The 24,820-nt window shown below is 69.3% G+C and carries 28 protein-coding genes and 3 tRNA genes; 14 read left to right on the plus strand and 17 right to left on the minus strand.

Features of this window, described 5'->3' with window-relative positions:
• The first annotated feature begins 112 nt into the window (after positions 1-112).
• Genes ACZ7GX_RS13980 through htpX form a run of 4 tightly spaced genes read left to right on the plus strand, consistent with a single transcriptional unit; the run spans position 113 to position 2,457 of the window.
• A complete protein-coding gene (locus tag ACZ7GX_RS13980) occupies positions 113-532 on the plus strand; it encodes an NADH-quinone oxidoreductase subunit B (RefSeq protein ID WP_498776455.1) in 420 nt (139 codons plus the stop codon).
• Positions 529-1,104, plus strand: a complete 576-nt coding sequence (locus ACZ7GX_RS13985) for an NADH-quinone oxidoreductase subunit C (protein ID WP_498776457.1) — start codon at positions 529-531, stop codon at positions 1,102-1,104. The genes ACZ7GX_RS13980 and ACZ7GX_RS13985 overlap by 4 nt, the downstream gene beginning before the upstream one ends.
• Positions 1,097-1,573 carry a 4Fe-4S binding protein gene (locus ACZ7GX_RS13990; protein ID WP_498776459.1) on the plus strand — a complete coding sequence of 159 codons (477 nt, stop codon included), beginning with the start codon at positions 1,097-1,099 and terminating at the stop codon, positions 1,571-1,573. Before ACZ7GX_RS13985 ends, ACZ7GX_RS13990 begins: the two co-directional genes overlap by 8 nt.
• Before the next feature lie 20 nt (positions 1,574-1,593).
• Positions 1,594-2,457 (plus strand): zinc metalloprotease HtpX, encoded by an 864-nt coding sequence (gene htpX / locus ACZ7GX_RS13995; RefSeq protein WP_498776461.1) that lies wholly within the window; start codon positions 1,594-1,596, stop codon positions 2,455-2,457.
• A 9-nt stretch (positions 2,458-2,466) separates the two neighbouring features.
• Here htpX and rfbA read toward each other — a convergent pair whose 3' ends face one another.
• The gene (rfbA, locus tag ACZ7GX_RS14000) at positions 2,467-3,339 is read right to left on the minus strand and encodes a glucose-1-phosphate thymidylyltransferase RfbA (RefSeq protein ID WP_498776463.1); all 873 of its coding nucleotides are present in this window, start codon (positions 3,337-3,339) and stop codon (positions 2,467-2,469) included.
• Positions 3,336-3,827 (minus strand): YajQ family cyclic di-GMP-binding protein, encoded by a 492-nt coding sequence (locus tag ACZ7GX_RS14005; protein ID WP_498776465.1) that lies wholly within the window; start codon positions 3,825-3,827, stop codon positions 3,336-3,338. The genes rfbA and ACZ7GX_RS14005 overlap by 4 nt, the downstream gene beginning before the upstream one ends.
• 122 nt (positions 3,828-3,949) lie before the next feature.
• Between ACZ7GX_RS14005 and ACZ7GX_RS14010 the strand changes: the two genes are divergently transcribed.
• Positions 3,950-4,030 (plus strand) — tRNA-Tyr (locus ACZ7GX_RS14010).
• 122 nt (positions 4,031-4,152) lie between these two features.
• Here the strand turns inward: ACZ7GX_RS14010 and ACZ7GX_RS14015 are convergent.
• The 9 genes from ACZ7GX_RS14015 to ACZ7GX_RS14055 all read right to left on the minus strand — a co-directional run bounded on the left by ACZ7GX_RS14015 (position 4,153) and on the right by ACZ7GX_RS14055 (position 12,718).
• Positions 4,153-5,556: a tyrosine-type recombinase/integrase gene (locus ACZ7GX_RS14015; protein ID WP_498776467.1), complete on the minus strand. Its 1,404-nt coding sequence runs from the start codon at positions 5,554-5,556 to the stop codon at positions 4,153-4,155.
• The gene (locus tag ACZ7GX_RS14020) at positions 5,553-5,738 is read right to left on the minus strand and encodes a helix-turn-helix transcriptional regulator (RefSeq protein WP_123745227.1); all 186 of its coding nucleotides are present in this window, start codon (positions 5,736-5,738) and stop codon (positions 5,553-5,555) included. The genes ACZ7GX_RS14015 and ACZ7GX_RS14020 overlap by 4 nt, the downstream gene beginning before the upstream one ends.
• A gap of 2 nt (positions 5,739-5,740) precedes the next feature.
• Positions 5,741-6,934, minus strand: a complete 1,194-nt coding sequence (locus tag ACZ7GX_RS14025; protein WP_498776469.1) for a DUF3631 domain-containing protein — start codon at positions 6,932-6,934, stop codon at positions 5,741-5,743.
• Positions 6,935-7,020: 86 nt separating this feature from the next.
• Positions 7,021-7,593: a DUF2742 domain-containing protein gene (locus tag ACZ7GX_RS14030; RefSeq protein ID WP_498776471.1), complete on the minus strand. Its 573-nt coding sequence runs from the start codon at positions 7,591-7,593 to the stop codon at positions 7,021-7,023.
• A 284-nt stretch (positions 7,594-7,877) separates the two neighbouring features.
• Positions 7,878-10,046, minus strand: a complete 2,169-nt coding sequence (locus ACZ7GX_RS14035; protein WP_498776473.1) for an FtsK/SpoIIIE domain-containing protein — start codon at positions 10,044-10,046, stop codon at positions 7,878-7,880.
• Positions 10,043-11,119: a DUF2637 domain-containing protein gene (locus ACZ7GX_RS14040; RefSeq protein WP_498776475.1), complete on the minus strand. Its 1,077-nt coding sequence runs from the start codon at positions 11,117-11,119 to the stop codon at positions 10,043-10,045. The genes ACZ7GX_RS14035 and ACZ7GX_RS14040 overlap by 4 nt, the downstream gene beginning before the upstream one ends.
• A complete protein-coding gene (locus tag ACZ7GX_RS14045) occupies positions 11,116-11,391 on the minus strand; it encodes a hypothetical protein (RefSeq protein WP_498776477.1) in 276 nt (91 codons plus the stop codon). Before ACZ7GX_RS14045 ends, ACZ7GX_RS14040 begins: the two co-directional genes overlap by 4 nt.
• Positions 11,388-12,461 (minus strand): hypothetical protein, encoded by a 1,074-nt coding sequence (locus ACZ7GX_RS14050; RefSeq protein ID WP_498776479.1) that lies wholly within the window; start codon positions 12,459-12,461, stop codon positions 11,388-11,390. The genes ACZ7GX_RS14045 and ACZ7GX_RS14050 overlap by 4 nt, the downstream gene beginning before the upstream one ends.
• On the minus strand, positions 12,461-12,718 hold the full coding sequence (locus ACZ7GX_RS14055) for a hypothetical protein (protein WP_498776481.1): 258 nt from the start codon (positions 12,716-12,718) through the stop codon (positions 12,461-12,463). The genes ACZ7GX_RS14050 and ACZ7GX_RS14055 overlap by 1 nt, the downstream gene beginning before the upstream one ends.
• 117 nt (positions 12,719-12,835) lie before the next feature.
• Between ACZ7GX_RS14055 and ACZ7GX_RS14060 the strand changes: the two genes are divergently transcribed.
• Both ACZ7GX_RS14060 and cutA read left to right on the plus strand, forming a co-directional pair.
• Positions 12,836-13,441 (plus strand): helix-turn-helix domain-containing protein, encoded by a 606-nt coding sequence (locus ACZ7GX_RS14060; RefSeq protein WP_498776483.1) that lies wholly within the window; start codon positions 12,836-12,838, stop codon positions 13,439-13,441.
• A gap of 14 nt (positions 13,442-13,455) precedes the next feature.
• Positions 13,456-13,779, plus strand: coding sequence for a divalent-cation tolerance protein CutA (cutA, locus tag ACZ7GX_RS14065; protein ID WP_498776598.1), 324 nt, complete (start codon positions 13,456-13,458; stop codon positions 13,777-13,779).
• 11 nt (positions 13,780-13,790) lie between these two features.
• Here cutA and ACZ7GX_RS14070 read toward each other — a convergent pair whose 3' ends face one another.
• From ACZ7GX_RS14070 to ACZ7GX_RS14085, 4 genes are all read right to left on the minus strand, one after another.
• Positions 13,791-14,258 carry a DUF3631 domain-containing protein gene (locus ACZ7GX_RS14070; protein WP_498776485.1) on the minus strand — a complete coding sequence of 156 codons (468 nt, stop codon included), beginning with the start codon at positions 14,256-14,258 and terminating at the stop codon, positions 13,791-13,793.
• Positions 14,259-15,321: 1,063 nt separating this feature from the next.
• Positions 15,322-16,716: a pentapeptide repeat-containing protein gene (locus ACZ7GX_RS14075; protein ID WP_498776487.1), complete on the minus strand. Its 1,395-nt coding sequence runs from the start codon at positions 16,714-16,716 to the stop codon at positions 15,322-15,324.
• A 642-nt stretch (positions 16,717-17,358) separates the two neighbouring features.
• Positions 17,359-17,601 carry a hypothetical protein gene (locus ACZ7GX_RS14080; protein ID WP_230566453.1) on the minus strand — a complete coding sequence of 81 codons (243 nt, stop codon included), beginning with the start codon at positions 17,599-17,601 and terminating at the stop codon, positions 17,359-17,361.
• Between the two features lie 193 nt (positions 17,602-17,794).
• Positions 17,795-18,586, minus strand: coding sequence for a GNAT family N-acetyltransferase (locus ACZ7GX_RS14085; RefSeq protein WP_498776489.1), 792 nt, complete (start codon positions 18,584-18,586; stop codon positions 17,795-17,797).
• A 38-nt stretch (positions 18,587-18,624) separates the two neighbouring features.
• On the opposite strand from ACZ7GX_RS14085, the gene ACZ7GX_RS14090 reads away from it, so the two are divergent.
• The 7 genes from ACZ7GX_RS14090 (at position 18,625) to ACZ7GX_RS14120 (ending at position 23,619) form a co-directional block, all read left to right on the plus strand.
• Positions 18,625-19,392 (plus strand): PhzF family phenazine biosynthesis protein, encoded by a 768-nt coding sequence (locus tag ACZ7GX_RS14090; RefSeq protein ID WP_498776491.1) that lies wholly within the window; start codon positions 18,625-18,627, stop codon positions 19,390-19,392.
• A 175-nt stretch (positions 19,393-19,567) separates the two neighbouring features.
• Positions 19,568-22,171: a putative bifunctional diguanylate cyclase/phosphodiesterase gene (locus ACZ7GX_RS14095; RefSeq protein WP_498776493.1), complete on the plus strand. Its 2,604-nt coding sequence runs from the start codon at positions 19,568-19,570 to the stop codon at positions 22,169-22,171.
• 66 nt (positions 22,172-22,237) lie between these two features.
• Positions 22,238-22,313 (plus strand) — tRNA-Thr (locus tag ACZ7GX_RS14100).
• 42 nt (positions 22,314-22,355) lie between these two features.
• A tRNA-Met gene (locus ACZ7GX_RS14105) sits at positions 22,356-22,428 on the plus strand.
• A gap of 84 nt (positions 22,429-22,512) precedes the next feature.
• The gene (rpmG, locus tag ACZ7GX_RS14110) at positions 22,513-22,677 is read left to right on the plus strand and encodes a 50S ribosomal protein L33 (RefSeq protein WP_015105301.1); all 165 of its coding nucleotides are present in this window, start codon (positions 22,513-22,515) and stop codon (positions 22,675-22,677) included.
• 73 nt (positions 22,678-22,750) lie between these two features.
• Positions 22,751-23,200 carry an FAS1-like dehydratase domain-containing protein gene (locus tag ACZ7GX_RS14115; RefSeq protein ID WP_498776495.1) on the plus strand — a complete coding sequence of 150 codons (450 nt, stop codon included), beginning with the start codon at positions 22,751-22,753 and terminating at the stop codon, positions 23,198-23,200.
• Positions 23,197-23,619 carry a MaoC family dehydratase gene (locus ACZ7GX_RS14120; RefSeq protein WP_498776497.1) on the plus strand — a complete coding sequence of 141 codons (423 nt, stop codon included), beginning with the start codon at positions 23,197-23,199 and terminating at the stop codon, positions 23,617-23,619. Before ACZ7GX_RS14115 ends, ACZ7GX_RS14120 begins: the two co-directional genes overlap by 4 nt.
• Here the strand turns inward: ACZ7GX_RS14120 and ACZ7GX_RS14125 are convergent.
• Positions 23,616-24,008 carry a hypothetical protein gene (locus tag ACZ7GX_RS14125; protein ID WP_498776499.1) on the minus strand — a complete coding sequence of 131 codons (393 nt, stop codon included), beginning with the start codon at positions 24,006-24,008 and terminating at the stop codon, positions 23,616-23,618. The genes ACZ7GX_RS14120 and ACZ7GX_RS14125 overlap by 4 nt on opposite strands.
• A gap of 96 nt (positions 24,009-24,104) precedes the next feature.
• A complete protein-coding gene (locus tag ACZ7GX_RS14130) occupies positions 24,105-24,698 on the minus strand; it encodes an MmpS family transport accessory protein (RefSeq protein WP_498776501.1) in 594 nt (197 codons plus the stop codon).
• Between the last annotated feature and the right edge of the window lie 122 nt (positions 24,699-24,820).

Below are 24,820 nucleotides of genomic sequence, written 5' to 3' on the forward strand. Positions count from 1 at the left end.
CTCCCCTCCTCTCCTTCTCCCCGCGCACCCCCCCCCCCCCCTCGCCCCCCCCCCCCCCCCCCCCCCCCCCCCCCCCCCCCCCCCCCCCCCCCCACGTATTAACCTCACCCGCGTGACGGTTTCCACCTTGGACTGGGGCACGACGTACCGGGTCACCGTGCTCGACCTCGGCCTGGCCTGCTGCGGCGTCGAGGTCATGGCGGCGCTGGAGGGCCACCGCCCGGAGCAGCTCGAAGCGCTGGGGGTCGATCCGGTGCACGCGGCGGGCGAGGCGCACGTGCTCGTCGTCTCCGGCACGGTCACCGACGCCATGTTGCCCGCGGTGATCGCGACCTACCAGGAGATGCCGGAACCGCGTTACGTGATCTCCGTCGGCGCGTGCAGCAACACCGGCGGGCCGTACTGGGACTCCTACAGCGTCACCAAGGGCATCGACCAGGCGCTACCGGTGCACGTCGCCGTGCCGGGCTGCCCGCCACGTCCCGAGGCCCTGCTCGACGGCCTCGCCGCGCTGCACCGGATGGTGTCGTGAGCGCCGCCTCGCAGGCCCTGGCCTCCCGCATCCCCGACGCCCAGGTCAAGACGGCGTTCGGCCAGACGACCGCGCACGTGCCGCTGCACGCGTGGTCCGAAGCCGCCCGCCACGCGCGCGAGGAGCTGGGCTGCGCGCAGTTCGACTGGCTCGGCGTCGAGGACGCGGGCCGTCCCGGCGCCGCGGGACAGCGGCACGCCGTGCTGCTGCACGTGCTCGACCCCGACACCAAGGACGGCGTGCTGCTGCGCACCGAACTCGGCCCGGACGACGTGCTGCCGAGCGTGGCCGCCCAGTGGGCGGGCGCGGCGTGGCACGAGCGCGAGGCCGCGGAGATGTTCGGCATCGCCCTCGCCGACGGCGAACCGGCGCACCTGCTGCTCCCGGACGGCTTCAGCGGCCACCCGCTGCGCAAGGACTTCGTGCTGGCCTCCCGCGTGGTGCGCCCGTGGCCGGGCCGGCTCGAACCGGGCGAGGACGGCACGTCGTCGCCCAGCCGCAGGCGGGCCGCGCCACCCGGCGTGCCCGACCCGTCCTGGGGCCCGCGCTACGAGGAGGACACCCGTGGCTGAGCTGCCACCACGCACCCGAGGCGTCATCGCGCTGCTGGAGGCCAACTGCACGGTGTGCATGATCTGCGCCCGCGAGTGCCCCGACTGGTGCATCCACATCGACTCGCACACCGAGGTCGAGCAGCAGCCCGGTTCGGCCCGGCCCCGTGCGCGCAACGTGCTCGACCGGTTCGCCATCGACTACGGCCAGTGCCTGTACTGCGGCATCTGCGTGGAGGCGTGCCCGTTCGACGCCCTGCACTGGGCGCCGGACTTCTCCTACCCCGGCACGGGCGGCCTCGACGGCGAGGGCGCGGTGGCCGAGCTCGTCCACGAACGCGACGTGCTCGCCACGTGGGTCACGCACGTGCCGCCGCCACCGCCGCTGGACGAGGGCGCCGAGCCGGCTCCCGAGACCACCGCCACACGCCCGGCACGCCCCGGTACCGGAACCCCGCGCCGACCGGGCGCGTTGAGGGAGGGGACGTAGGAGCAGGCCGGAGGCGAAGCGTGCACAAGCACTTCAACGCGTTGAAGACCGCGTTGCTGCTCGCTGCCATGAGCGGGCTGATCGTGGCGATCAGCTCGCTGTTCGGCCGCACGGCCCTCGTCGTCGGCCTGCTGCTGGCGCTGGCCGTGAACGCCTACGCCTACTTCAACTCGGACAAGCTCGCGCTGCGCGCCATGCGCGCCAGGCCGGTGTCCGAGGTGGAGCAGCCCGCGATGTACCGGATCGTCCGCGAGCTGGCCATGGCCGCGCGCCGGCCGATGCCGCGCCTCTACGTCAGCCCCACCATCGCGCCGAACGCCTTCGCGACCGGCCGCAACCCGCGCAACGCCGCCGTCTGCTGCACCACCGGCATCCTCGACCTGCTCGACGAACGCGAGCTGCGCGCCGTGCTGGGGCACGAGCTGTCGCACGTCTACAACCGCGACATCCTCATCTCGTGCGTCGCGGGCGCGCTGGCCGGCGCGGTCAGCACGCTGGCGAACCTGGCGATCTTCGCGAGCGTCTTCGGCGGCGAGGGCGACGACGACCGGCCCAACCCGTTCGCGATCCTGCTCATCGCCGTGCTCGGCCCGATCGCGGCGCTCATCGTGCGGATGGCCGTGAGCCGGTCCCGGGAGTACCAGGCCGACGAGTCCGGCGCGGAGCTGACCGGCGACCCGCTGGCGCTGGCGTCGGCGCTGCGGAAGATCGACGTCGGCACGCGTGCCGCGCCGCTGGCGCCGGAGCCCGCCGTGGTCGCGCAGTCGCACCTGATGATCGCGAGCCCGTTCCGGGCGGGGGAGAACCGGGTCAGGCTGTTCTCCACCCACCCGCCGATCGAGGACCGCGTGCGCCGGCTCGAGGAGCTGGCCCGCCGGCACTAGCGGCCGGTGCTAGCGGGCTTCCAGTGCGACGTTCATCACGTACTGGCCGTAGCCGGACTTCGCCAGCTTCTCGCCGAGCACGTAGCACTCCTCCGAGGTGATGTACCCCATCCGGAGCGCGATCTCCTCCAGGCACGCGATGCGCACGCCCTGCCGGTGCTCCAGCACCTGCACGAACTGGCCCGCCTCCAGCATCGAGTCGTGCGTGCCGGTGTCCAGCCACGCGAAACCGCGGCCGAGGTCGACCAGCTTGGCGCGGCCTTCCCGCAGGTAGGCGAGGTTGACGTCGGTGATCTCCAGCTCGCCGCGCGGCGACGGTTCGAGCGACCTGGCGATGTCCACGACCTGGTTGTCGTAGAAGTACAGGCCGGTGATGGCCTTGTTCGACTTCGGCAGCGGCGGCTTCTCCTCGATGCTGATCAGCCTGCCGTCCGCGTCGACCTCTCCGACCCCGTACCGCTCCGGGTCCTTCACCGGGTAGCCGAACAGCACGCAGCCGTCCAGCTCGGCGGCGTTGTGCTGCAGGAGCTTGGAGAAGCCCTGGCCGTAGAAGATGTTGTCGCCGAGCACCAGCGACACGTCGTCGTCGCCGATGAAGGTCGCGCCGATGACGAACGCCTCGGCCAGCCCGTTCGGGTGAGGCTGCACCGCGTAGGAGATGCTCAGGCCGAACTGCGAGCCGTCACCGAGGAGCCGCCGGAACAGCGGCAGGTCCATCGGGGTCGAGATGAGCAGCACCTCGCGCACGCCCGCCAGCATCAGCACCGAGAGCGGGTAGTACACCATCGGCTTGTCGTAGACGGGCAGCAGCTGCTTCGACACCGCCTGGGTGATCGGGTGCAGCCGCGTGCCGCTGCCGCCGGCGAGGATGATGCCCTTCATCGGTAGTTGGTGAACTGGAGGGCGATGCCGAAGTCGGAGCTCTTGAGCAGGGCGATCACGTCTTGCAGGTGGTCCTTCTTCTTGCCCGTGACGCGCAGCTGGTCGCCCTGGATCTGCGCCTGCACGCCCTTGGGGCCCTCGTCGCGGACCTTCTTCGCGATCTCCTTGGCCTTCTCGCTCGAGATGCCCTGGACCAGGTTGCCGGTCACCTTGAACACCTTGCCCGACAGGGCCGGGTCGCCGATCTCGAAGGCCTTCATCGAGATGCCGCGCTTGACCAGCTTCTCCTGGAAGACGTCGATCGCGGCCCGGCAGCGCTCCTCGGTCTCGGACTGGAAGGCGATCGCCTCCTCGCCCGCCCAGGACACCTGAGTCCCCGTGCCGCGGAAGTCGAACCGGGTGCTCAGCTCCTTGGCGGCCTGGTTGAGCGCGTTGTCGACTTCCTGGCGGTCGACCTTGCTCACCACGTCGAACGACGGGTCTGCCACGTGCTCGGTACCTCCGCGTAGGTGGGTCTGGAACCGCCCGGAAGCCTACCGGGGAACCCGGTTGCGCATGCCCCCACGGGCTTATGTATTGTCTGCACCGCACCCGGCACCACCGGGCGCGGGGCGGGTTGCCCGAGCGGCCAATGGGAGCGGACTGTAAATCCGTCGCGAAAGCTACAGAGGTTCGAATCCTCTACCCGCCACAGCAGGACGAAAGCCCCTGTGACCTGGAAGTTCAGGTCACAGGGGCTTTCTCGTGCAGTCCGGCTGTGTCCGGTCCCGGCCGGGCTTCTACGGGTGTCTGTGCCGAATACGTGCCGAAGTTCTAGGCGACCGTGCCCAGGCCCGCCTGGACGAGCTGACGGGCGCGTTCCTCTCCGCCGTCGATGCACTTCGCATAGACCCGCATCAGGACGTTGAGGCTGTGTCCGGCCCATTCGGCTACCCGCGGTGCCTCTACGCCTGCATTGAGCCACGTCGAGACGCAGGCGTGACGGAGGTCATACGGACGCTTCGCGAGCGGTGACGCCACCACGTCGGGCGTGAACGCTGCCTCTCGTGCCAGTGCCCACACCCGGCCGTAGGTCGAGCTGCCGATCCGGCCACCCCGCTCGGCGACGAACAGCAGCCCGTCAGGCGGCGTGCCGAACGCGTCGAAGTGCTCGTAGAACAGCAGCGCGAGTTCGGGCGAGAGCGGCACCGTGCGCCCCTCTCCGTCCTCACGGTGCTTCAGCCCTCGTTCCTCGCTCCGCTGCCCGCTGTCGGTCCACTCAGCCCCGATCTCCGGTGCTGCCGTCGACAGGTGGATGTCACCCCACTGAGTGACCCTCCAGTGGCCTGCCTCGTGGTCCCATTCGCGCGGGGGCATGACCAGGTGGCTACGGCGGAGCACCGACGCTTCCTCGGGGCGCAGAGCGGCGAAGTACATCGCGCCGAAGAACGCTACGAGCTTGCGCCCGGTCCGCCCGATGCCGGGAACGGCTTTGAGCACAGTCCGCGCCTGGACCGGGTTGGCCACTGAACGCCGGTCCACCTGGTGCAGGACGTTCTTCCGCTTCTTGGTCGTCACCTCCTTGGCTGGGTTCGCGTCCAACAGCTCTTTCTCCACCGCGTAGTCCAGCGCGCTGCCGAGCGTGATCCGCCGAAGCCGGATCGTGTCCGGCGCTGCCCGCTTGCCGTCCAGCTTGCGTTCGATATCGGCCAGCAGCGACCGTAGGACCTCCGGTTTCGCGAGGTCGCTCACCGGCCGAGTGTTCTGGGACAGCCACGCCAGCGCCTTGGCCACGTCCGCCGAGTGCTGTCCGTCCCTGCGGCTGGTGTTGAACGCCACCCGCATAGCCTTTCGCAGCACCTCTCCGTCCGGCCTGCCACGTGTCGTGGTCAGCAATGCCGAGGTGATGGGCGTCAACGCGTCGGCGATCGTCCGACGCTGGCCGGGTGACGAGTCGCGCCACTTCATGTCCACGAAGGCGCACGCGAACGCGAACCACGTCGACGTCTTCGTGTTCCGCATCATCGACAACGGGAGACCGGTCGCCCGGTCGAACGCCTCTCCCTCACGAGCTGCGGTGTTGAGCTTCGACCGGAAGCTCTCCGCCAGCGCCGACGTCTTGAACGGCTCTTTGAACCGCTCTCCGGCCACCGACCAGCGAACCCAATAGGTCGTGGTTTTCGCGCCCCTGTAGACGTCGGTCTTGTAGATCCGGACGTCAAAGCTCGTGTCGGTCACGCAGCCACTTCCTGTCCGTCGAACCACGTGTCGATGTCTCGGCGGTCCAGCCGCAACTGACCGTTCGGGAGCTTCCGCACGCGCGGCGCGACGCCCTTCGCCAACCAGTCGTAGAAGGTCGAACGGGCCACCTTGAACTCGGCGCAGAATTCGGCGACTGTCAGCAACTCACGTCGAGCCATGGCTAGTTCTCCCCCTCGTGCGCAGCGGGCAGGTACCGCGACCAGGCGTCGGCCAGACCGTTCTCGCCGTTGACCACGTAGCCCTTGGCCGAACCACCGTTGTGCTTGAACGTCTTCGCCTTCACGCCGTACGCACGCAGCTCGGCTGACAGCGCGCGGGCGTTCAGCGGCTTGCCGTGGAAGTCGGCCCACGGCGACTCGTCCAGCTCGTGGAGCGCTAGCAGGATCTCGACCGTGGTCATCCGGTCGTTGCGCCGCTCGGCGAACAGCGTCCGCAGGTCCGAGAGCAGCCGGACGCCGTCCGACACGGGCACGGCGGTCGCTTCCGCGACGAAGTACCGGCACGCGGCCCGCGCGGTCTCCGGCCAGTGCCCACCGGCCGCGTCGGCAATCGCCAGCAGCGGTTCCCAGATTTCCGCCGGTCGGTCGGTGACACCTTCGGGCATCACCGGCGTGGCCGTGCCGACCTGCTCACCGACGCTGGTCATCCACTCGGCGAGCGCTTCGCGGATCGGTGCCGACTCGATGGCCACCAGGCGTTCGCGGAAGGCGTCCACGCGCTCTTCACGACGTCGGCGACGCAGGTTGATCGTGATGGCGCGCGTGGTGATGGTGGCGGGCATCCCACCGGCGATCCCGGCCAGCGCAGCGGGTGCGTAGACCGCGAACCGCTCCACGATCATGTTGTTGGCGTCGCCCTTGCACCTGGCGACCGTGGCGGACCGCTTGTACCCGGCGTTGAGCAGCGCCCGGAGGTCTTCGTTCCCGCTGCCGTTGCGCGTGAAGATCGCGTCGACCTCATCGAACAGGATCGTGATCGGCGCATTGCTGACCATGCGGAACAGCGCGGCTGGACTCGCCGAGAACGTCATCTCCGGCGACTTGACCAGGTACTGAGCGACCTCCAGGACGCGAGTCTTGCCCGATCCGGGTTCGGCGGAGGACAGCACGAGCCGCGGCGTGACGTAGAACTGCTCCACAGCCCACGTGTGGGCGTACCAGAGCGCCAGCATCGGGGCGCAGTGCTCGTGCGGGAACGCCGAGAAGCGGGCCAGGAACTCCCGGACGTCGTCCAGCACCTTCGCGCCGTCGAGCTGCCGTGCGGCGCCGGTCGTCGTCTCCGACGTCAGCAGTCGCAGCCCTGGCCGTTCGGCCTCGTGGTGATCCGTCGCCGTGGTGCCGGTGGCGGTGCTCATGCCATGTTCCTTCCGGGCCTGGTGCTCGACGGTCTCCCAGGTGACGAGCGGCGAACCTGGTTTGGCGGAGTGCGGAGCGTTGCCGTTCACGCCGCCACCGCCAACTGCGTGGTGCCGTCGTGACGGGCGCAGCGCACCCACGACGTGTCCGGCAGGCGCGCGGCCAACTCGTCGGCCAGCGGGTGGACGAACCGCACGAGCGCCGTGCATCCGGCGTGTCCACAGGGGAGGTCGCTGACGAGCTTGCGCTTGGCGGACAGGCAGAACGGCTGGTGTCCGACGATGTGCGGGAGTTGGTCCGTTGCGGTGGCGACCGCACGGACGCGCTCGCGGTGGCCGACCTGTGCGTCGGCCCAGTCGGCGGCCACGCGCCGTGCAATGGCGTGCGCCGTGGACTCCTCCAGCCGCGCCAAGGCAGCCAGCACCAGGGCGGCGGGCTTGCGCGGGTCGGAGTCGGCCAGCGCGATCCACTCTGGACTACCGGCCAGCGGGATGAGGCTGTGCGGGCCGGTGAGCGGACGGCGGGGCGCGGCGGCGTAGGCGCGGCGCAACAGCGGCTCGACCCACCGGCGGACGGCGTCGAGGTCGAACCTCGGTGCACGGTTCCACGGGCGGACGGCGTCCGGGTCGCAGAACGGGCGTCGGGCGTGGGTGCTCATGATGACCCTTCTGTCACTGTGGGTGACGATGTACGGGTGCGCGGGGTCGGCACGAGCACCAAGAGCCGGTGTCGCGTCGGTCGCGCGGAGCGGTGTGGGGTGGAGTTAGCTCGCCGGGATCGAGTTAGGTTCGTAACTCGTGCTGCCCGGTGGCGTGATCATGGCGGTGAGCTGGAGTTAGTTAGCCGGTTAGCCGGGTTAGGTCCCGCCGTGGAAGCCCTGTTCAGGGCCGCTCTGGAGACCCGTGGAGAGGTCCGTGGGACCTAACCCGGCGGCCGTGGCGGCTAGTCCTCGTCGTCCAGGTCGCGGGTGGAGCGCTTGGCAAGAGCTTCACGCACCGTGACTGGATCGACGGGGTAGCGGTTACCGGTCGAGGGCACTTTGACGCCCTGGTCGGCCAGCAGCTCGCGCAGTTGCTTGCCGGTGAGCTTGCGGTACGGAGCCCAGTCGGGCGCGTGCTTGGCCAAGAGCGCGGGCACGTCAGCCGCGGGCACGGTGTCGTGGCCCAGCACCTCGGACACGTCCTCCAGCAGGTCGCGGGCAGCCGGCGGCGCGGCGCGTTCCGGCGTGCCGACGACCACGGCCGGGTGGACCTTCGTCATGGCGCGCTCGATGACGTCCGTCGCGGCGTCCCACCCGGTGTCGTCGTTGACCTGGATGAAGAACCACTTCAGCACCTCGAACCGCTCAGCGGTCGCGCCGGTGAGGATCGACGTACCCCGGTCCTTGCCCGGACGCAGCTCCGTCGCCCGGATACCGGCCTGGAACGACCCGTCACCGAGGAACCCGTCGTTGCTGCGCCACGACTTGACCGCGAAGCACGCGTTGAGCTGCACCAACTCCACGATCTTCGGCGGGATGGCGTCGGCCCGTGACGACTGGGTGTCGAAGCCGAGGATGATGCCGGTCTTGCGGGCACGGCGCAGCGTCTGCACCGCCAGTTCCGCGGCTTCCTCGCCCTGGACGCTGCCGAACAGCTCGTGGCACTCGCTGAACAGGGCCACGATCGGCCGCAGGTCCGGGTACTTCTCGGCGAGTCCGCGCGTGACCTTCTTCGCGCCCAGCTCGGCAAGCCGCGCCTCCCGGCGGCCGACCTCGTCGTACAGCTCCCGCAACGACTCCACCGCCGAGTCCACAACGGACGCGTCGGTGCCGCGCTCGTAGCGCGCCAGACGGGGCTGGTAGGCGTCGAAGTCGCCGTTGCCCGCGAACACGAACACCCACAGTTCGGCCAGCGGGTCCAGGGCCGCGCCGAGCATGAGCACGCGGGCGGCGTTGGACTTGCCCTGCCCCATCATCCCGCCGAACACCACGTTCGCCGAGACCAGCGGAGGCGCGACCACGTCACCACGCTGCGACACACCCAGCGGCACGCCGGTGAACACGTCGGCCGTACCCGCGTTGAGCAGCGGATATGCGGGCGCGGGCTTGGTGGACAGGCCGGGGTCGGCCACCCACAGGTCCACGAACCCGGCACGCTCCGCCGCGTTCGGCCACACCTCCATCGGGTCGCGGTGCAGGTTGCGCGCCAACACGTCCCGCTTGTCGCTGATCATGTCCGGGGTCACGCCGAGCGGCAGGGAGAACGTGGCCTGGTAGCCGCGCTGGTTCACCCGTACCGGCGGGGTGGCGAACTCGACCGTCCAGCCCGCCTTGACGGCCTTGTTCAGCGCCGGGATGCCCAGGTGCACCAAGGCTTCGCCGATACCACCAGGGGTGACAACGCGGTGCGTCTCCTCCCGCTGCGTCGGCGACATAGCCCAACCGGGCACGTCGGCGGCGGACGCTCCGGCGCGGTGCGCGGCCAGCAGCCACACGGCCGGAACGCCGATGATCGCGGCCTGAACGCCGAGCATGACCACGGTGCCGATGACGTCGCCGGTGGCGGTGACGAAGCCCCACCAGTCCGACCAGGTCCAGCCGCCTTCCCACAGGTGCACGGCCACGCCGACCATGAGCAGGACCGCGAACAGCACGATCACGGCCAGTAGCACCGTGCGCACCAGCGCCAGCACCGTCCGGGGAGCGCCGGTGATCCGGTCGCGCCGGTCGGCCTTGGCCTGCCGCAACCGGTCCTGCCACTCCGCGATACCGGCCGCGTCACCCTGCGCCCGTGCTGCCGCGATGCGCTCGCGGTAGTGGGCGTAGGTCGCGGCCTGCACCGCGTGCGTCAGCCACTGCTCGTGCCCCCGGTACACCCGGTAACCGGCGCGCATGACCGACTTCCCGAACGCCGTCGCCACCTGCCGCGCGACCTCGGCCCGCGTGCGGACGTCGGTGTCGGCGGCCCGCTGACGGGCCAGCTCGGCTTCACGTTCGGCCGTGAGCAGTTCCCCGGTCACCGCCGTGTCCGGTTCCACGTCGGCACCGGGCGTGATGGTGTGGGTGGACTCGGCGCGGCGCAGCGGCACCACGTTGCCCATGTCGTCACCGATCGGGTTGGGCGTGCTCATGCGGTCACCGCCTGACGGGGGTCGTCGTCGCCGGGGTCGGTGTCGGTCGGGAACAGCACGCGGTGCACCTCGACCGCGACCGCGCCGCGGATGCGGAGGAACTTCCGCACCTGGGTCTGCGACGGGCGGGCCGGAAGCTCCCCTGCGTCGATCGCGGCACGGACCTTGGCCGCGTACGTCGCCACCTTGTCCGTGATCTCCGCTGGGAGCGTTTCCGCACTACCCGCCCCTTTCCGGCCGCTCTGGTCGCTGCCCGGACGCGGCGCGGGGAGAGCGCTCAGGTACTCGCTGACCTCCGCCGTCCAGTCGTCGCCGGAGTCGGTGACGGGAAGACCGGGAACGGTGGTCGGCACCAGCCGGGCACGTCCCCACCGGCGCCGGTAAGCGACCAGTCCGGGCTGGTGCACGAGCGTGGCCGTGCCGTCCGACGACAGCTCCGCCACCGCCTGGTCCACCGCGGCGCGGCGGACCGCCAGCACCCGACGAGCGGCCTGCCGGTCGAGCCGCTGGGCGTCACGCTCGGCACGGGTACGACGCTTCCGGGCCGGGGCGGCGGTGACGAGCTGGTGGACGATGACGCCACCGACCGACACCAGCGCCATGACCACGCCGTGCGCGAAGTTCGAGCCGTGCACGTAGTTCAAGACAGCGGCCACCGCGGCGAACACCCACGTACCCAGGTGCAGCCACCCGGTCGACCGGCCCGCCCGCTGCGCCATCGGCACTGCGAACGCGAACGTCCACATCGCGCCTTCGGAGAACAGCGGCAACAGCGTGCCGACCGGCCCGAACACCTCACGGCCGTACTCGGCCATCGCGGTCCACGCCAACACCGCCGGCACCACGATCACCGGCACGAACAGCAGGTCGAGGGTGTGGGCACGCAGCCACCCGGTGAGCGCCGTCCACAGCGCGCCCCGGCGGGCACGAGCGGCGTTCTTCCGGGCCTCCGCCAGCTTGGCCGCAGCCTCCTGGTCGGCGCGCCGCTGCTCGAACAGCAACGCCTGGTCCGCGCGACGCTGCTCCGCCGCCACCACCTTGTCCGCGCGACGGTCCTCAGCCCACGTGCTCATCGAGTCGCCTCCTGACGGCGCAGGTGCAGCGGGGGACGGGAGAACGAGCGGTTGTGGTGCGCACGAGTGGCACGGCGCAGCAGAACTGCCAGCACGACGGCGGGCACACCGACCGCGACCAGGACGGCCGTCGTGTTCTCGGTCTGGGTGATCACGGTCCACTGCGCCAAGCCGATCAGGCCGGCGGTGACCAGCACCTTCCACAGCAGGACCACCGCGACCAGCGCCAACGCGACGGCCAGCAGCAGGACGGGAACGGGCACGGTGGTCATGCCGTCACCTGCCCGCACAGCAGCGGCGTAGCGGTGACCGTGGTCTGTCCCAGGACCATGCACCGCAGGTCGATGTCCTGTGGCAGCACGGGCGGCTGTCCGAGCAGGGCCGCGCCGACCGCGACCAGGAACACCCGGTTGACCGCGTCGCTGCCCTTCTTGTACTGCGGGGCCTGGTAGAGCAGGTAGGCGGCGTTCCACCACGCCGTCCAGTCCCCGTACTTGGCGGTGGCCAGCACGGTCATGGCTTCGGTGAACAGCTCCCAGCGGGACGGGGTGGTGGCGGTGATCGCGTAGATCGGCTCGCCACCGGTCTCCACCTCGGTGGTGCCCCGGCGGGCCGTGATCCGCTCCGCCAGGAACGCACCGACCTGCCGGGCGTCCTGACCACGCACCAACGTGTTGCCCCACACGGTGCCACCGCTGACCGGCAGTGCGACCTGGTTGCGCAGCGTGTCCAGGTCGGGAGCTTCGACGGCGAAGCGGCGCAGCGCGGCCTCCCCGTAGAGAGCCACGATCCGACTCGCCTGAGTCTCCTCACCACCAACGAATGTGCGGCTGGACTCGTCCCAGCGCGAGCCGCGCCGGAATCGACCGACCACGCCCAACCGGTCGTAGTTCGGGCCACCCTGCTCCAGGGTGACCGAGTACCGCTCCACCGCCGGACGCCCGGCCGTGTCGTAGCGGGCATCCTCGGCGACTGCGGCCACCGATCGCCGCCAGCGCACCACCGCGTCGTAGGCGGCGTTTAGTGCGGTCAGCCGCCCTGTGACGGTCAGACCGGCCAGGCCGGGGGCGACGTGGGCGTGCACCTGCCGCGCGGCACGGGCCTGCTCGTCGGCGAACGCGCGAACCGCCGTCTCGTCGGCCGTACCGCGCAACGCCAAGTGCGGCGTCGGGAAGTTCGCCGCGGTGAAGTCCTGGGTCGTCTGGTGCTCCGGTGCCCTGTCGGACATGCTGGTGCTCTCCTGCCTGCTTTGCTGGGTGCTGGAGACCTGGACCGGCGGTGTCTTCTTGGCCGGAGTCGGCCGCCGGTCCGAGGTGCTCAGGAAGGTGATGTGGCGGCTCATCACGCCGCCTCGGTCGCGGCCGTGTCGGTGACTGGGCCGTGCACGCGGAGAACCCGCACGATGCCGCCGAGCTTGCGGTCCGTGGTGCGCCGCACAACGCGGTTGCGCGTCGGGCCGTCCACCAGCGCCAACATAGCCGCGGCCAACTCTGCCGACTCGTCGGCAAGCTCGTCCGCGACGTCCCTGATCAACGCGTCGATCGCATCTTCCGTCAGCCCATCTGGGCTGCACCTTTGGCTGTCTTCGTCGATGTACACCGGGTGTCTCGCCACCTTCGATCGGACGTTTAAGTCCCCTGGGGGGACTCTTACGTCCCCTACTGTGGCGGACCTCTCGGTCCCCTGTCAAGGACTAAGAAGACCTATGATGGGTCCATGGAGATGGCAGAGGTCATGCGCCGGCGCAGGAGTGAACTCAACATGTCGCAGGCGGAGCTAGCCGCAGCGGCGGGCGTAGCCGTACGTCAGATCAGGCGCTACGAAGCAGGTGAGCAGCACCCGGTGTTGCCCGTTGCGGTGCAGATAGCTGACGCTCTCCGAGTCACGGTCGGAGAACTCGCGGGCATGCCGAGCCACCGGTTGAACCTCTCCGGCGACTGGTGGGCGTCGTGGCAAACGTTCAAAGACGGGGTAGAAGTCGTCACCGCTCAGGAGGTGCGTCTTAGTCAGCAGGGAGAACTGATCGACGTTCGTACCACCACGCGCGGCATCGCAGTGGAAGACGGTGGCTACCACTGGCATGGCGAGTTGAAGCTCTGGGACAATGAACTGCTTATGGGGTGGTATGCGGCCAATGATGGGGCCGCGCGGTCCAAGGGGACGATGTATTTTGTCCTGCATCCCCACGGCCTTTCGATGTCGGGCCGCTGGGTTGGCCTCAGCTATGACGGGAAAATCATGACGGGTTGGGGTGGCATGGGGAAAAGTGAAGGCGAGGCACGCGAGATCATCGAACAGCTCAAAGAATCGACTGTCTCGTGAAAGCTCCGGTCGATGTGTGCGAGGTTGTCATTACGGCTCCGGATCCGGAGTGGCTTGCAGCGTTCTGTCGAAGACTGCTTACTGATCGGCTCTGTGCGGCCGTTCATACCTTTGAAGCGATAAGGTCGGGCTACTGGTGGAAGAAGGAGTTGCACGACATCAACGAGGCAAGGGTGGTTCTACATACGCGAAGTAGCCTCGTGCCTCGAATTGTCGAACGGGTAGAGCGCGAGCATCCTTACGACGTGGCCTGTGTCGCAGAATTGCCGATAGTTGGAGGTAGCTCTAAGTATCTTGAGTGGATTATGGATGAGACCACACCTGAAGGCGTGGGGTAGCCTGATTGTGGTCACTCCTTAGACTCATGGAGATTGGTTTCGAGTTCGGAAGTTGATCCAAGGTGCTGCCGCCATGCTGCGGCTAGTCCAATCTGTGTCTTAGTGGGATAGGTGGCATAGCCTTTCATTGCCGATTCCCCGACCTTGAAGGTGATGGGTTGCACCCCATGACGGGCAAGCTCCCTTGAGAGTCGCCGAGCATCGAGCGGCACGTCCGGAGAGATACCGGCTTTTTCGAGTTCCCTCAGGATGTCTTTGGTCGTCATACGGTCGGTCTCGAACGTGGTGAACAAGCTTCTCAGTTGGAAAAGAATTTGCGTGTCGCCGCGCTCCAGTTCAGTCGCGCGTTCTTCGAGCGCTTTTGACGCGCGGTCAAGCGCTAGATTCCAGTCGTCGTTGCTCGGCTGTGCAGGCCTTAGCATGCTCCGTACGATCTGTGCTGCCTCTCGCCATGTGATGGCAACTGCGTCTGCATCCATGGTTGTACCTCCGGTGATCGAACCTGGAGTAAGGTTACCGAGGTTACGCAGGTTACCGCAACCTGTCGATCATGGGTGGCGCAGCCTGGGGCACGCTAGTCGGTCCGGGCGGCTTGCCACCTTCTGCGATCGGTAACTGCGGTGTCTGCGGTAACCGTGCAGGTCAGAGGCTCGTAGAAAGTAACCGGCCAAGATCGGGTTACCGATCGAACTGGAACCAGCGTTGATGCGACGGCCTGGCGGGCTCGGTTGGTCGCGGTGGCTCACCTCCGGCCGCTAGGGGCGTCATCGTGTCCCCCGGGCCTGGGCGTGGCGAAAGTTGGCGTGTGGAGGCCGGGTTGCCGTTCAAAAGGTAACCGGTCAAGATCAGGTTACTTTTTACAGCGCTCTGACCAGCAGGGTTACCGAAGACACCGCAGTTACCGATCGCTGAAGGGCGGGCTCTGCGGCAAGGCGCGAGACGCCGCCTAGGTCATACCAGCCCTCTCTTGGCGGATGGCCACGGTCGGACTTCGCAGGCGGCTCGGGCCAACAGCAGGGCCGAGCGTGCCTTCTAACGCCTTGCTGCGGTGACGCGAGCGCGAGACAGACTTCGGGCGGCCAGCGCACGACCGTTTCCGGGATCGGTAACTTCGGTGTCTTCGGTAACCGTGCAGGTCAGAGGCTTGTAAAAAGTAACCGGGCAAGATCGGGTTACCGATCGAACTGGAACCGGCGTTGATGTGACTGCGTGGCGGGCTCGGGCGGTCGCGGTGGCTCGCCTGGGCTGCTACAGCCGTCACCGTGGCTGGGTCTGGTCCCGGCAAGGGTTGCCGTTCAAAAGGTAACCGGCCAAGATCGGGTTACCTTTTGCAGGGCTCTGACCAGCAGGGTTACCGAAGACACCGAAGTTACCGATCGCGGAAGGGCAGGCTCTGCGGCAAGGCTCGAGACTCCGGCGGACGGTCACAGTCAGACTCTCCCCAGTCGGGTCATGCCGACAGTAGGGGCCGAGCGTGTGCCGAAGTGGCTGTGCCGAGAGGTGTAAGCGCTGGTTGGCATGGATCATGCGGCAGTCTGGGGATCAGTCACCAACTGTTCCGGAGATTGGGTCCGCGTAGTGGTCAGGTGCGGGTTCGACCTTCACTACGCGGTGCCATGTTCCTTCGCGTCCTTCGATGGCTGCGTGCCCGGATGAAGGGTGCCATCCGGCAGGCCACGATGAGGAGTCGGAAAATGACTTAGACGGGGAGTGGTGCACCGTCGCGTGGTCGAAACTGGACTCCTCGGTAAACGTCGCGCTGTAGAACACGGTGTCCTCAGTGAAGGTCACGTTGTTGAACACGGCGTTCTTGCTGAACGTAGCCTTGTTGAACCAGGCGTCCTGATTGAACGTCGCGTTGCCGAACCAGGAATTTTCCGTGAACGTCGCATCGCTGAACCAGGCGTCCTGGGCGAATGTTGTTCTGGTGAACACAGCCCGGCCGTTGAATGTAGCCTCGGAGAACCAGGCATCCTGGTTGAACATCGCCTTGCCGAACCAGACATCCTTGGTGAACGTGGCCTTGTTGAACCAGGCTGGCTCGGTGAACGTCGCTTCGTGGAATGACGCATCTCCGGTGAACGTCGCTGCCACGGACAGGGTGTCCCCGGTGAAGGTAGTTCGGTTGAACGTCGCATTGCGCAATAGGCAACCGCTCATGTCCCAGTCGATGAGGACTGCGGCAGTGAGGTCGAGGTCGGTATTTGGCCAGAAGGTCGCCGCAGGCTGGTCGGCATCGTCGCCGGGGCGCAGATGGGTAGCGAGAATGCGTTGGGCGGTTAACCGGACCTCGCGCTCCTGAACTCGTTCCCGGTGCTCGTCGCGGGTGGCCCGGTCGGCATCAGCGTCGAGCGAGTCGTCGGGAAGATCGAACGGAGCGCGGAGGTAGGCGCAGAGCACGTTAACCACGGTCTGACGTAGGGCAGGGTTGTCGGGGTGGTCTTGTGCGAGGCGTTCAAGTGCGTACAGGCCGCCGTGGCGGACTGGGGCCTTGTCCGATCCGAGCTGCTCGACGGACTTCGCGTATAGGTCGGTGATCCGGCGGGCTTCGGCGTCGCGTTCGGTTGTGGCTGCGACGCGTTCGGCGTGCAGGCGGGTGTGCTCGGCGGTCTCGCGTTGCAGTTCGTAGGCGCGGGCTACGTCGACTTGGTCGCGTTCCTTCTGCACCAGTCCGATCTCGGTGGCGTGCTGGCGTCGCCACGCCAGGTACAGCGCGAAGATTCCGCCTCCGCCTACTCCGATGCTCAGGCCAGTGCGCAGCGCGTTGAACCGCGCGTTCACCAGCTCCGCACCGGACAGTCCCGCGGTGCCTGCCCACCACAGGGCCACCACCAGGCCGATCGTCGCTACGGCGATCACAGTCGCCACGGTCGCGATCACCCTGCGCGGCATCGGCTCCAGTGGCGTGCGCGACGTGGTTGGTGTCGGCAGTGGCACGGGCGAGTGGTTGGCGGACTGCTCACCGGGTGCGGGACGGGGGAGCGGCGCGGGAGCGGGGCGGTCCTCGGGCATGTTCGGATCATCGTTGGTCGACGTGACTGTGTTCCGGAGGCACGCCAGTCGGGTCGGACGGCTTGCTGTGGACGAGGTCGCGGTGGATGCTGTGCCGAGGGCTTGCCGAAGTGGCTGTGCCGAGAGCTGTAAGTACTGGTCAGGTGTGGTTCGGGCGGGACTCTGTAAATCCGTCGCGAAAGCTACAGAGGTTCGAATCCTCTACCCGCCACGCAAAACAGGAACCCCTGCTCGCAGAAAGCGCGAGCAGGGGTTTTGCGTTGTGCCCTCTGGGGGTGCAACCCCCAGACCCCGCCCGGCGGGCGCTGCCCCCGGACCCCCGTTCGTAGGTGGTCGCGTCGGCAGGTGACGGCCGGTTCGTAGGTGGTCGCGTGGGCAGGTGACGGCCGGTTCGTGGGTGGTGGGGGCACGATCGGGTGGGATCGTCGGTGGGGTCTTGGCGATCGGCCCGGAGTTGGGTCCTGGTGGCTGGTGTGGACGTAGGTGAGGCCGACGCGCAAGCGCTTCCTCTCGCTTGCGTGCCGGCCTCGACTGCAGCATAACCCATATCGAACGCTTGTTCGAGGGTTACGCGATGGCGGCTCGGCCCGCCTCGGTCAGCTCGGCGTCCGTGCGCTCGTCCAGACCCACCGCCCGCCGGGCCCGCAGCAGCCCCGCGTGGACCAGGTCGTGCGTGACCATCTGGTCGCAGCACGGCAACCCGTCCACGTACAGGTCAGGCTCGCGTCCCCCCGACAGCTCAGCCCGACCAGCGGCAACGGCGCGGAGCATGGATTTCGCCCGGCCGGACAACTCCCTCGCAACGTTCATGGCGGCCCCCTCGCCCGTCCTTCCCGTACCTGCTTCCTCGTCATGTAAGAGGTCTGGACCTGCGCTTCGAGTACCCCGCCCGGACAAGTTCACTCGGGTGGACGAGGGTTGCACCCACTGTCCCCTCCTGCGCCGTTCGGACGACGGCGCCACGCCGGGCGGCTGCTCCGTTCAGCCCACCGGGCGAGCAGGGCTAACGGGCGGGCCGGCGTTGCCAGGTCGTCCACAGCGGCCGGTAGCCGTGGGAGTACCAGAACGGTGCGGACAGGGGGTTGGGCAGGGCGTGGTGCAGCAGCGTCACGCCGACGCCCGCCTCGTCCAGCAACCCGTGCGCGTGGTCGGCCAGCGCCGCGCCGATGCCGCCGCCACGCGCGTCCCGCCGCACGCCGAGCAACCCGAGGTAGGCCACCGGCCGCACGGACGTCCGCGGGGCGATCCACTCCGCGTGCCCGGGCAGGTCGTAGTAGACGAACCCGACGACCTCCCCGTCGCGCTCCGCCAACCACCCGCACGGCTCCGGCCGCTCCAGCAGCGACGCGATGTGCTCGCGCAGCCGCTCGGCGCTGGACGGCCGGGCGGTGACCATGCCGAACAGGCTGTCGAACCGGAGCGTCTCCACGTTCAGCTCCACGGCCGCGTCGAGGTTCTCCTGCGTCAACGGCACGATCCGCGCCGTCGAACGGCGGTCGAAGCCACGGCCGGGCAGTCGGGCGGCGGTCACCAGCAACGGCGCGTAACCGTGCCGCGCCAGCACGTCCGCGGCCTCGACCGCACGACTGGGCACGGTCGCCAGCGCGGCCGTGTCGTGATCGCCGCCTCCGCTCAGCGGCCACCGCCGCAGCAGGTCGTCCAGGTCCGCGCCGGGGTGCCAGTGCAACGAGTGCGTGCGCAGCGCGCCCCAGGAGGCGTTCAGGGCGTCCTCGGACAGCTCTGAGAAGGAGTACGGGTCGTCGACAGGAGTGATGTCGGGCAGTAACGGGTCCACGTCTGCCAGCTAACCCGTTCGCGACGTAGATTGCCGCCGTGGAGCTGTACGTGGTCGACGCGTTCACCGACCGCGCGTTCGCGGGCAACCCGGCGGGCGTGGTGCTGCTGGACGGTCCGGCGGACGAGCGGTGGATGCAGGCCGTCGCCGCCGAGATGAAGCACGCCGAGACGGCGTTCGTGCGGATCGACCGCGAGGACCCGGTGCCGCTGCGCTGGTTCACGCCGGTCGCCGAGGTGGACCTGTGCGGCCACGCCACCCTGGCCGCCGCGCACGTGCTCGGCGGCAGTCGCAGCTTCGACACCCGCAGCGGCGTGCTGACCTGCGCGGCCGAGGACGGCTGGGTGGAGATGGACTTCCCGGCCGACCCGGCGGAGCCGATCGAGATGACCACGCCGCTGCGCGCGGGCCTGCCGGGCGTCACGGTGAAGGCCGTCGCGCAGGCCGTGTCCGACGTCCTGGTGGAAGCCGCCTCCGCCGACGAGGTCCGCGAGCTCCGCCCGGACTTCGCCGCGCTCGCCGAGGTGCCCGGGCGCGGTGTGATCGTGACCGCACCGGGCGACCGGCCGGGGCTCGACGTGGTGAGCCGGTGCTTCTACCCCTCCTACGGAGTCCCGGAGGATTCCGTAACCGGTTCCGCGCACTGCACGCTCGCCTCGTGGTGGGCGCCGCGGCTCGGTCGGGCGAACCTGCTGGCCGAGCAGGCGTCGGCCCGCGGTGGGCTGGTCCGGACCACTCTGGACCAAGATCGCGTACGGCTCGCCGGACAGGCCGTGACGGTGATCCAGGGCCGACTGATCGTGTGATCCGATCTGTTACTTCTGGTGGCGTTGCGCTACACGACCTGCCATTTCGTCCCCCGACCGGGGTACATTGGCAGCCTTGGAGGGGTCCTGGTCGGTGTTCGGGGCCCCTCAGTCACGCCCGGAGCCCGTAGGCCGCGACCCGGCCCACCGCGACGACGGCCGACGAGGAGGCTGGATGTCCGACCACGCGTCGGCCACGGCGCCCAGCGCGCCGCCCCGGTCCACGAACCGCGCGTTCAGCGTGTTCGCGGTCCTGCTCCTCGTCGCGGGCGCGCTGTCCGCGTTCCTGGTGGGCAGCTGGCTGCCGGACACCGACCCCGACGTCGACCTGTGGTGGACCGGCCCGCTGCTGGTGATCGGGTTCCTGCTCGCCGAGCAGCTGGCCATCAACGTCGACGTGCGCAGCGGAGTGGCCTGGACCATCTCGTTCACCGAGATCCCGCTCGTGCTCGGCCTGCTGGTCGCGCCGTTCGAGATCGTGCTCGCCGCGCACGTGGTCGCGGGGGTGGGCACGCTGCTCGGCCGCCGCGTGCTCGACCGCGCCGTCTACAACGCGGGCCTGATGTTCATGGAGATCTCGGTCGCCTTCGCGGTCGCCGAGCTCGTGAAGCGGTTCCTCGGTGCGGAAGGCCCGTTCTGGGCGGGCGCGTTCATCGGCACGATCGCGGTGCCGCTGCTGGCCAGCGTGCTCGGCCTGACCGCGTTGCGGATGATGGGCAAGGGCATGCGGGTCGCGCCGAGCCTGCGCCTGGTGCTCCAGACCCTCGTGGTGGCCCTGCTGAACACCTCCGCGGGCCTGGCCGGCTACGAGATCGCCGACAAGGCGCCGTGGGGCGGCCTGCTGATCGGCCTCGTCTTCCTCGGCATCACCGCCATCTACCTGGCCTACTCCGGCCTGCTGCGCGAGCAGCGCGACCTGGAGGCGCTCAGCGAGGTGTCGCTGCGGGTGGCCCGCTCGGGCCGCCACGTCACCGGACCGCGCGGCGCGAACCAGGAGGAGGACGACGGCAGCGACGAGGACGACGACTGGCAGCTCATCGCCGAGCGCATCCGCGAGCAGCTGAACGCCAACCGCGTCGTGCTGCGGCTGCGCACCGACCCGCAGGCCCCGATGCGCACGCTGGTCTCGGGCGAGCCGCTGCCGCCGGGCATGCGCCGCGACGACCCGCGCGTGCTCCGCGAGGACGCCATGCTCCAACTGCCCGGCGCGCAGGTGCGGTACTTCCGCATCGTGGACGCCGGCGAAGAGGTCTCCGAGGCCCTGGTCCGCCGCGACGCGCAGGAAGCGCTGGTCGTGCCGCTGCGCGGGGCGACCCAGCTGCTCGGCGCGGTCGAGGTGCACGACCGGCTCAGCCGGTGGCGCGGCTTCGGCAAGGCCGACATCCAGCTCCTGCGCACGCTGGCGAGCCACCTGTCCACCGCCGTGGACAACCGCCGCCTGCTCGCCCGGCTGCGCCACGACGCCTACCACGACCCGCTGACCGGCCTGCTCAACCGGCCCGGCTTCCGCGAGGCCGCCAGCGAGCCCATGCGCGAGGCGAACACGGCCGTGGTGGTGCGCATCGACCTCGACGTGCTGTCCACCGTCTCCGACGCGCTGGGGCAGGCGTGGGGCAACCGGATGGTCGTCGCCGCCGGCCGCCGGCTGCGCGACGAGCTTGGTCCGGAGGTGCCGCTGGCCAGGCTGGAGGGCGGCGCGTTCGCCGCGCTGCTGCTGGACCGGCAGGCCGAGCAGATCCAGGAGATCGCCGAACGGCTCCGCGCCGCGCTCTCGGTGCCGTACCCGGTCGACCGGCTCACCGTCGAGGCGGGCGCGGTCGTCGGCTGGGCCACCACCGCGGACTGCGAGGTCGACGAGCCGGACCCCGACGCGCTGCTGCAACGCGCCGACGTGGCGGTCCGGGCGACCAGCGACAACGAGCCGCTGCGCCAGTACGCGCCGAGCATGGGCCAGATCTTCCTGCGCCGCTTCCAGCTGGTGACGCAGTTCCGGTCCGCGCTGGAGAACGGCCAGATCTCCGTGCACTACCAGCCGAAGGTCGCGCTGCCGAGCCGCCAGGTGGTCGGCGCGGAGGCGCTGGTGCGGTGGAAGCACCCCGAGTTCGGCCGCGTCGACCCGGACGAGTTCGTGCCGGCCGTCGAGGCGACCGGCCTGGTGGACGTGCTCACCGACTTCGTCATGGACACGGCGTTGGCGCGGGTGCGGCTGTGGATCGACCGCGGGCTGCGGATGTCCATCGCGGTGAACCTGTCCGTGCGGACGCTGGCCGACGAGGAGTTCCCGGACCGGGTGGCGGCGGCGCTGAAGCGCCACGAGGTGCCGCCGGAGCTGCTCACGTTCGAGCTGACCGAGTCCGGCGTGATGGCCGACCCCGAACGCGCCCTGCCCGTGCTGCGGCGGCTGCACCAGATGGGCGTCGTGCTGGCCGTGGACGACTTCGGCACGGGCTACTCGTCGCTGGCGTACCTGAGGCAGCTGCCGGTGGACGAGGTGAAGATCGACAAGAGCTTCGTGCTCGGCATGGGCACCGACCTCGGTGACATGGCGGTGGTCCGGTCGATCGTGGAGCTCGGCCACTCGCTGGGGCTCACGGTGGTCGCCGAGGGCGTCGAGGACGACGCCGCGCGCGACCAGCTCGTCGGCATGGGCTGCGACGTGGCGCAGGGCTACCTGATCTCCCGGCCGCTGTCCGAGGACCGCTTCGAGGCCTGGTTGCGGGCGCGGACGGTCCAGGTCAGGGGCGCCCGGGATGAGACGGTGCTCACCCTGGTCCACTAGGAGGACCCCCCGATTTCCTTTCCACGGCACGCCTGTTGTAGAGTTCTCATGGCTCCGCAAGAGCAAGCCCCTTTAGCTCAGTCGGCAGAGCGTCTCCATGGTAAGGAGAAGGTCTACGGTTCGATTCCGTAAAGGGGCTCCACAACTGGCCGCGGTGCACGAGCATCGCGGCCGTGTTGTGTAAAGCGGTGTAGCTCAGTTGGTAGAGCAAGCGGCTCATAATCGCTGTGTCGCCGGTTCAAGTCCGGCCACCGCTACTCAGCTAGATCCCCGCCAGGCGGTAAGCCCGCACTGGTCGCCCGGTCGGGTCGGGGCACACGAGCTCTAGGAAGGCAAGGACCGTGGCTGCAACCGACGTACGCCCCAAGATCACCCTCGCGTGCGAGGAGTGCAAGCACCGGAACTACATCACCAGGAAGAACCGGCGCAACGACCCGGACCGCCTGGAGATCAAGAAGTTCTGCCCGAACTGCAAGACCCACCGCGCTCACAAGGAAACCCGCTGAGCCGGTAGCCAGGCGCACGACGAGGCCCGTCCCGGGATCCGGGGCGGGCCTCGTCGCGTATAACCTGCTGCGCGTGCCTCTCGACCAGTCCTTCGTCGGACGTTCCTACCCGCCGTCGCCGCCCTACGAGGTCGGCCGCGAGAAGATCCGCGAGTTCGCCGAGGCGGTCGGCGAGACGAGCCCGCTGCACCGCGACCCCGAAGCCGCCCGCGCGGCCGGGTACCGCGACGTCATCGCGCCGCCCACGTTCGCGATCATCGTGTCGATGAAGGCGAACGACGTGCTGGTCGAGGACCCCGACCTGGGCCTGGACTACAGCCGCGTGGTGCACGGCGACCAGGCGTTCGTCCACCACCGCCCGATCGTCGCCGGCGACCGCCTCACCACCGTGCTGCACGTGGACGGCATCACGTCGCGGATGGGCAACGACATGCTGGCGATCCGGGCCGAGGTCGGCACCGAGGACGGCGAGCCCGTCACGACCGGTCGCTGCACGCTCGTGGTGCGGGGGGAGGACGCGTGATCCGCGCATCGGAGGTCTCCGTCGGCGACGAGCTGCCGCCGCTGTCGCTGCGCATCACCCGCGCCGACCTGGTCCGGTACGCGGGCGCGTCCGGCGACTTCAACCCGATCCACTGGAACGAGCGGTTCGCCCGCGAGGTCGGCCTGCCCGGCGTCATCGCGCACGGGATGCTCACCATGGGCATGGCCGTCCGGATCGTCACCGAGTGGGTCGGCGACCCCGGCGCCGTCGTCCAGTACGGCGTGCGGTTCGGCAGGCCCGTCCCGGTGCCCGACGACGACAAGGGCGCGTTGGTGGAGGTCACCGCGAAGGTGACCAAGGTCCTCGACGACGGGACGGTCAAGGTCAACGTGACGGCCTCGTTCGAGGGCAAGTCCGTGCTCGGCGGCGCGTCGGCCATCGTCCGGCTCGGCGCCTAGAACCCGCACAGCGCGCTGGTGTGCGGGCCCTTGGCGGTCGCCGAACGCCGCTCCACCTCGGCCACCCGCACCTCGCACGCCACGTCACCGCCGTCGGGCCCGATCGTGACGGTCAGCACGCCGTGGTCGGGCTCGCCGGTGGCGAGCAGCTCCAGCCGCCAGGGCAGCGCGGTCAGCTCCTCCTGGCGCGTCTCGCCGCCGCGGAAGGTCGAGTAGGTGACGGTGGCCCGTTCGGCCGTGCCGCTGACCTGGTAGACGACCAGGACGGGCGGTTCCGGCGCCGTGGTCCACAGCACGAGCGCGATCGCGCCCACCACGAGCGCCACCGAGGCCGTGACCACGAGCCACTTGCGGCGGCGTTCACGCTCGGGTGGGTCGGGTTCCGCCATGGTGGTTGCGCTCCTCGGGTGAAGATCAGTTCGACTGAATGGACCATCGGCCTAGTTCTACCGACGGTTACAGCGATCACCCAAAGGGGTTACCCGTCAGAAGTCCGAACACGTCGCGACCGCGTTCGGGCCGGACGCGGTCGCGGTCTTCCGCGCCTCGCCGTCCACGGTCACCTCGCACGTGACCGTGCCGCCGTCGGCGCCGGTCGTCACGTCGAGCGTCCCGCCGTGGAGCGTCCCCATGACCGTGAACTCCTTGGTCCACGGCAGCGCGGCGACCTCCTCCTCGGCGGTGGTGGCCGAGCCGCCGTCGCCGAAGGTGGAGTAGCTGACCGTGGCCCCCGGCGCGTCGCCGGTCACCTCGTAGCGGAGCACCGAACCCCGGTCGGCCTGCGCCTGGAGGTCGTCGAGCGCGTTCTCGGCGTCGGACGAGGCCCGACCGAACACCGCCACCCACGCGACGCAGACGACGAGGCCCGCTGCGGACAGCGCGACGCCGGCGATCGCGAGCCCCTTGTTGTCGGCCTGCCCGCGGGAGATCCGGACCAGGCCGAACAGCCCGAGGGCGAGCCCCGCGACGACCAGCGGCCACGCGACGAGGCCGACCACCGGGATGAAGCTGAGCACCAAACCCAGGAGCCCGAGCACGAACCCGGCGGTGCCCGGGCCGTTCCGCCGCGGGTCGGACATGGCGCCTCCACTCCGTCAGGGTGGTACACACCACAGTTACCCGCCGTGACGCGAATGAGTCTCAATACGACGAAAGGCACCCCATTTGAGGTGCCTTTCGTGACGGAGCGTCGAAACTGTGT

The sequence above is a fragment of the Actinosynnema sp. NPDC037264 genome (assembly GCF_055603705.1).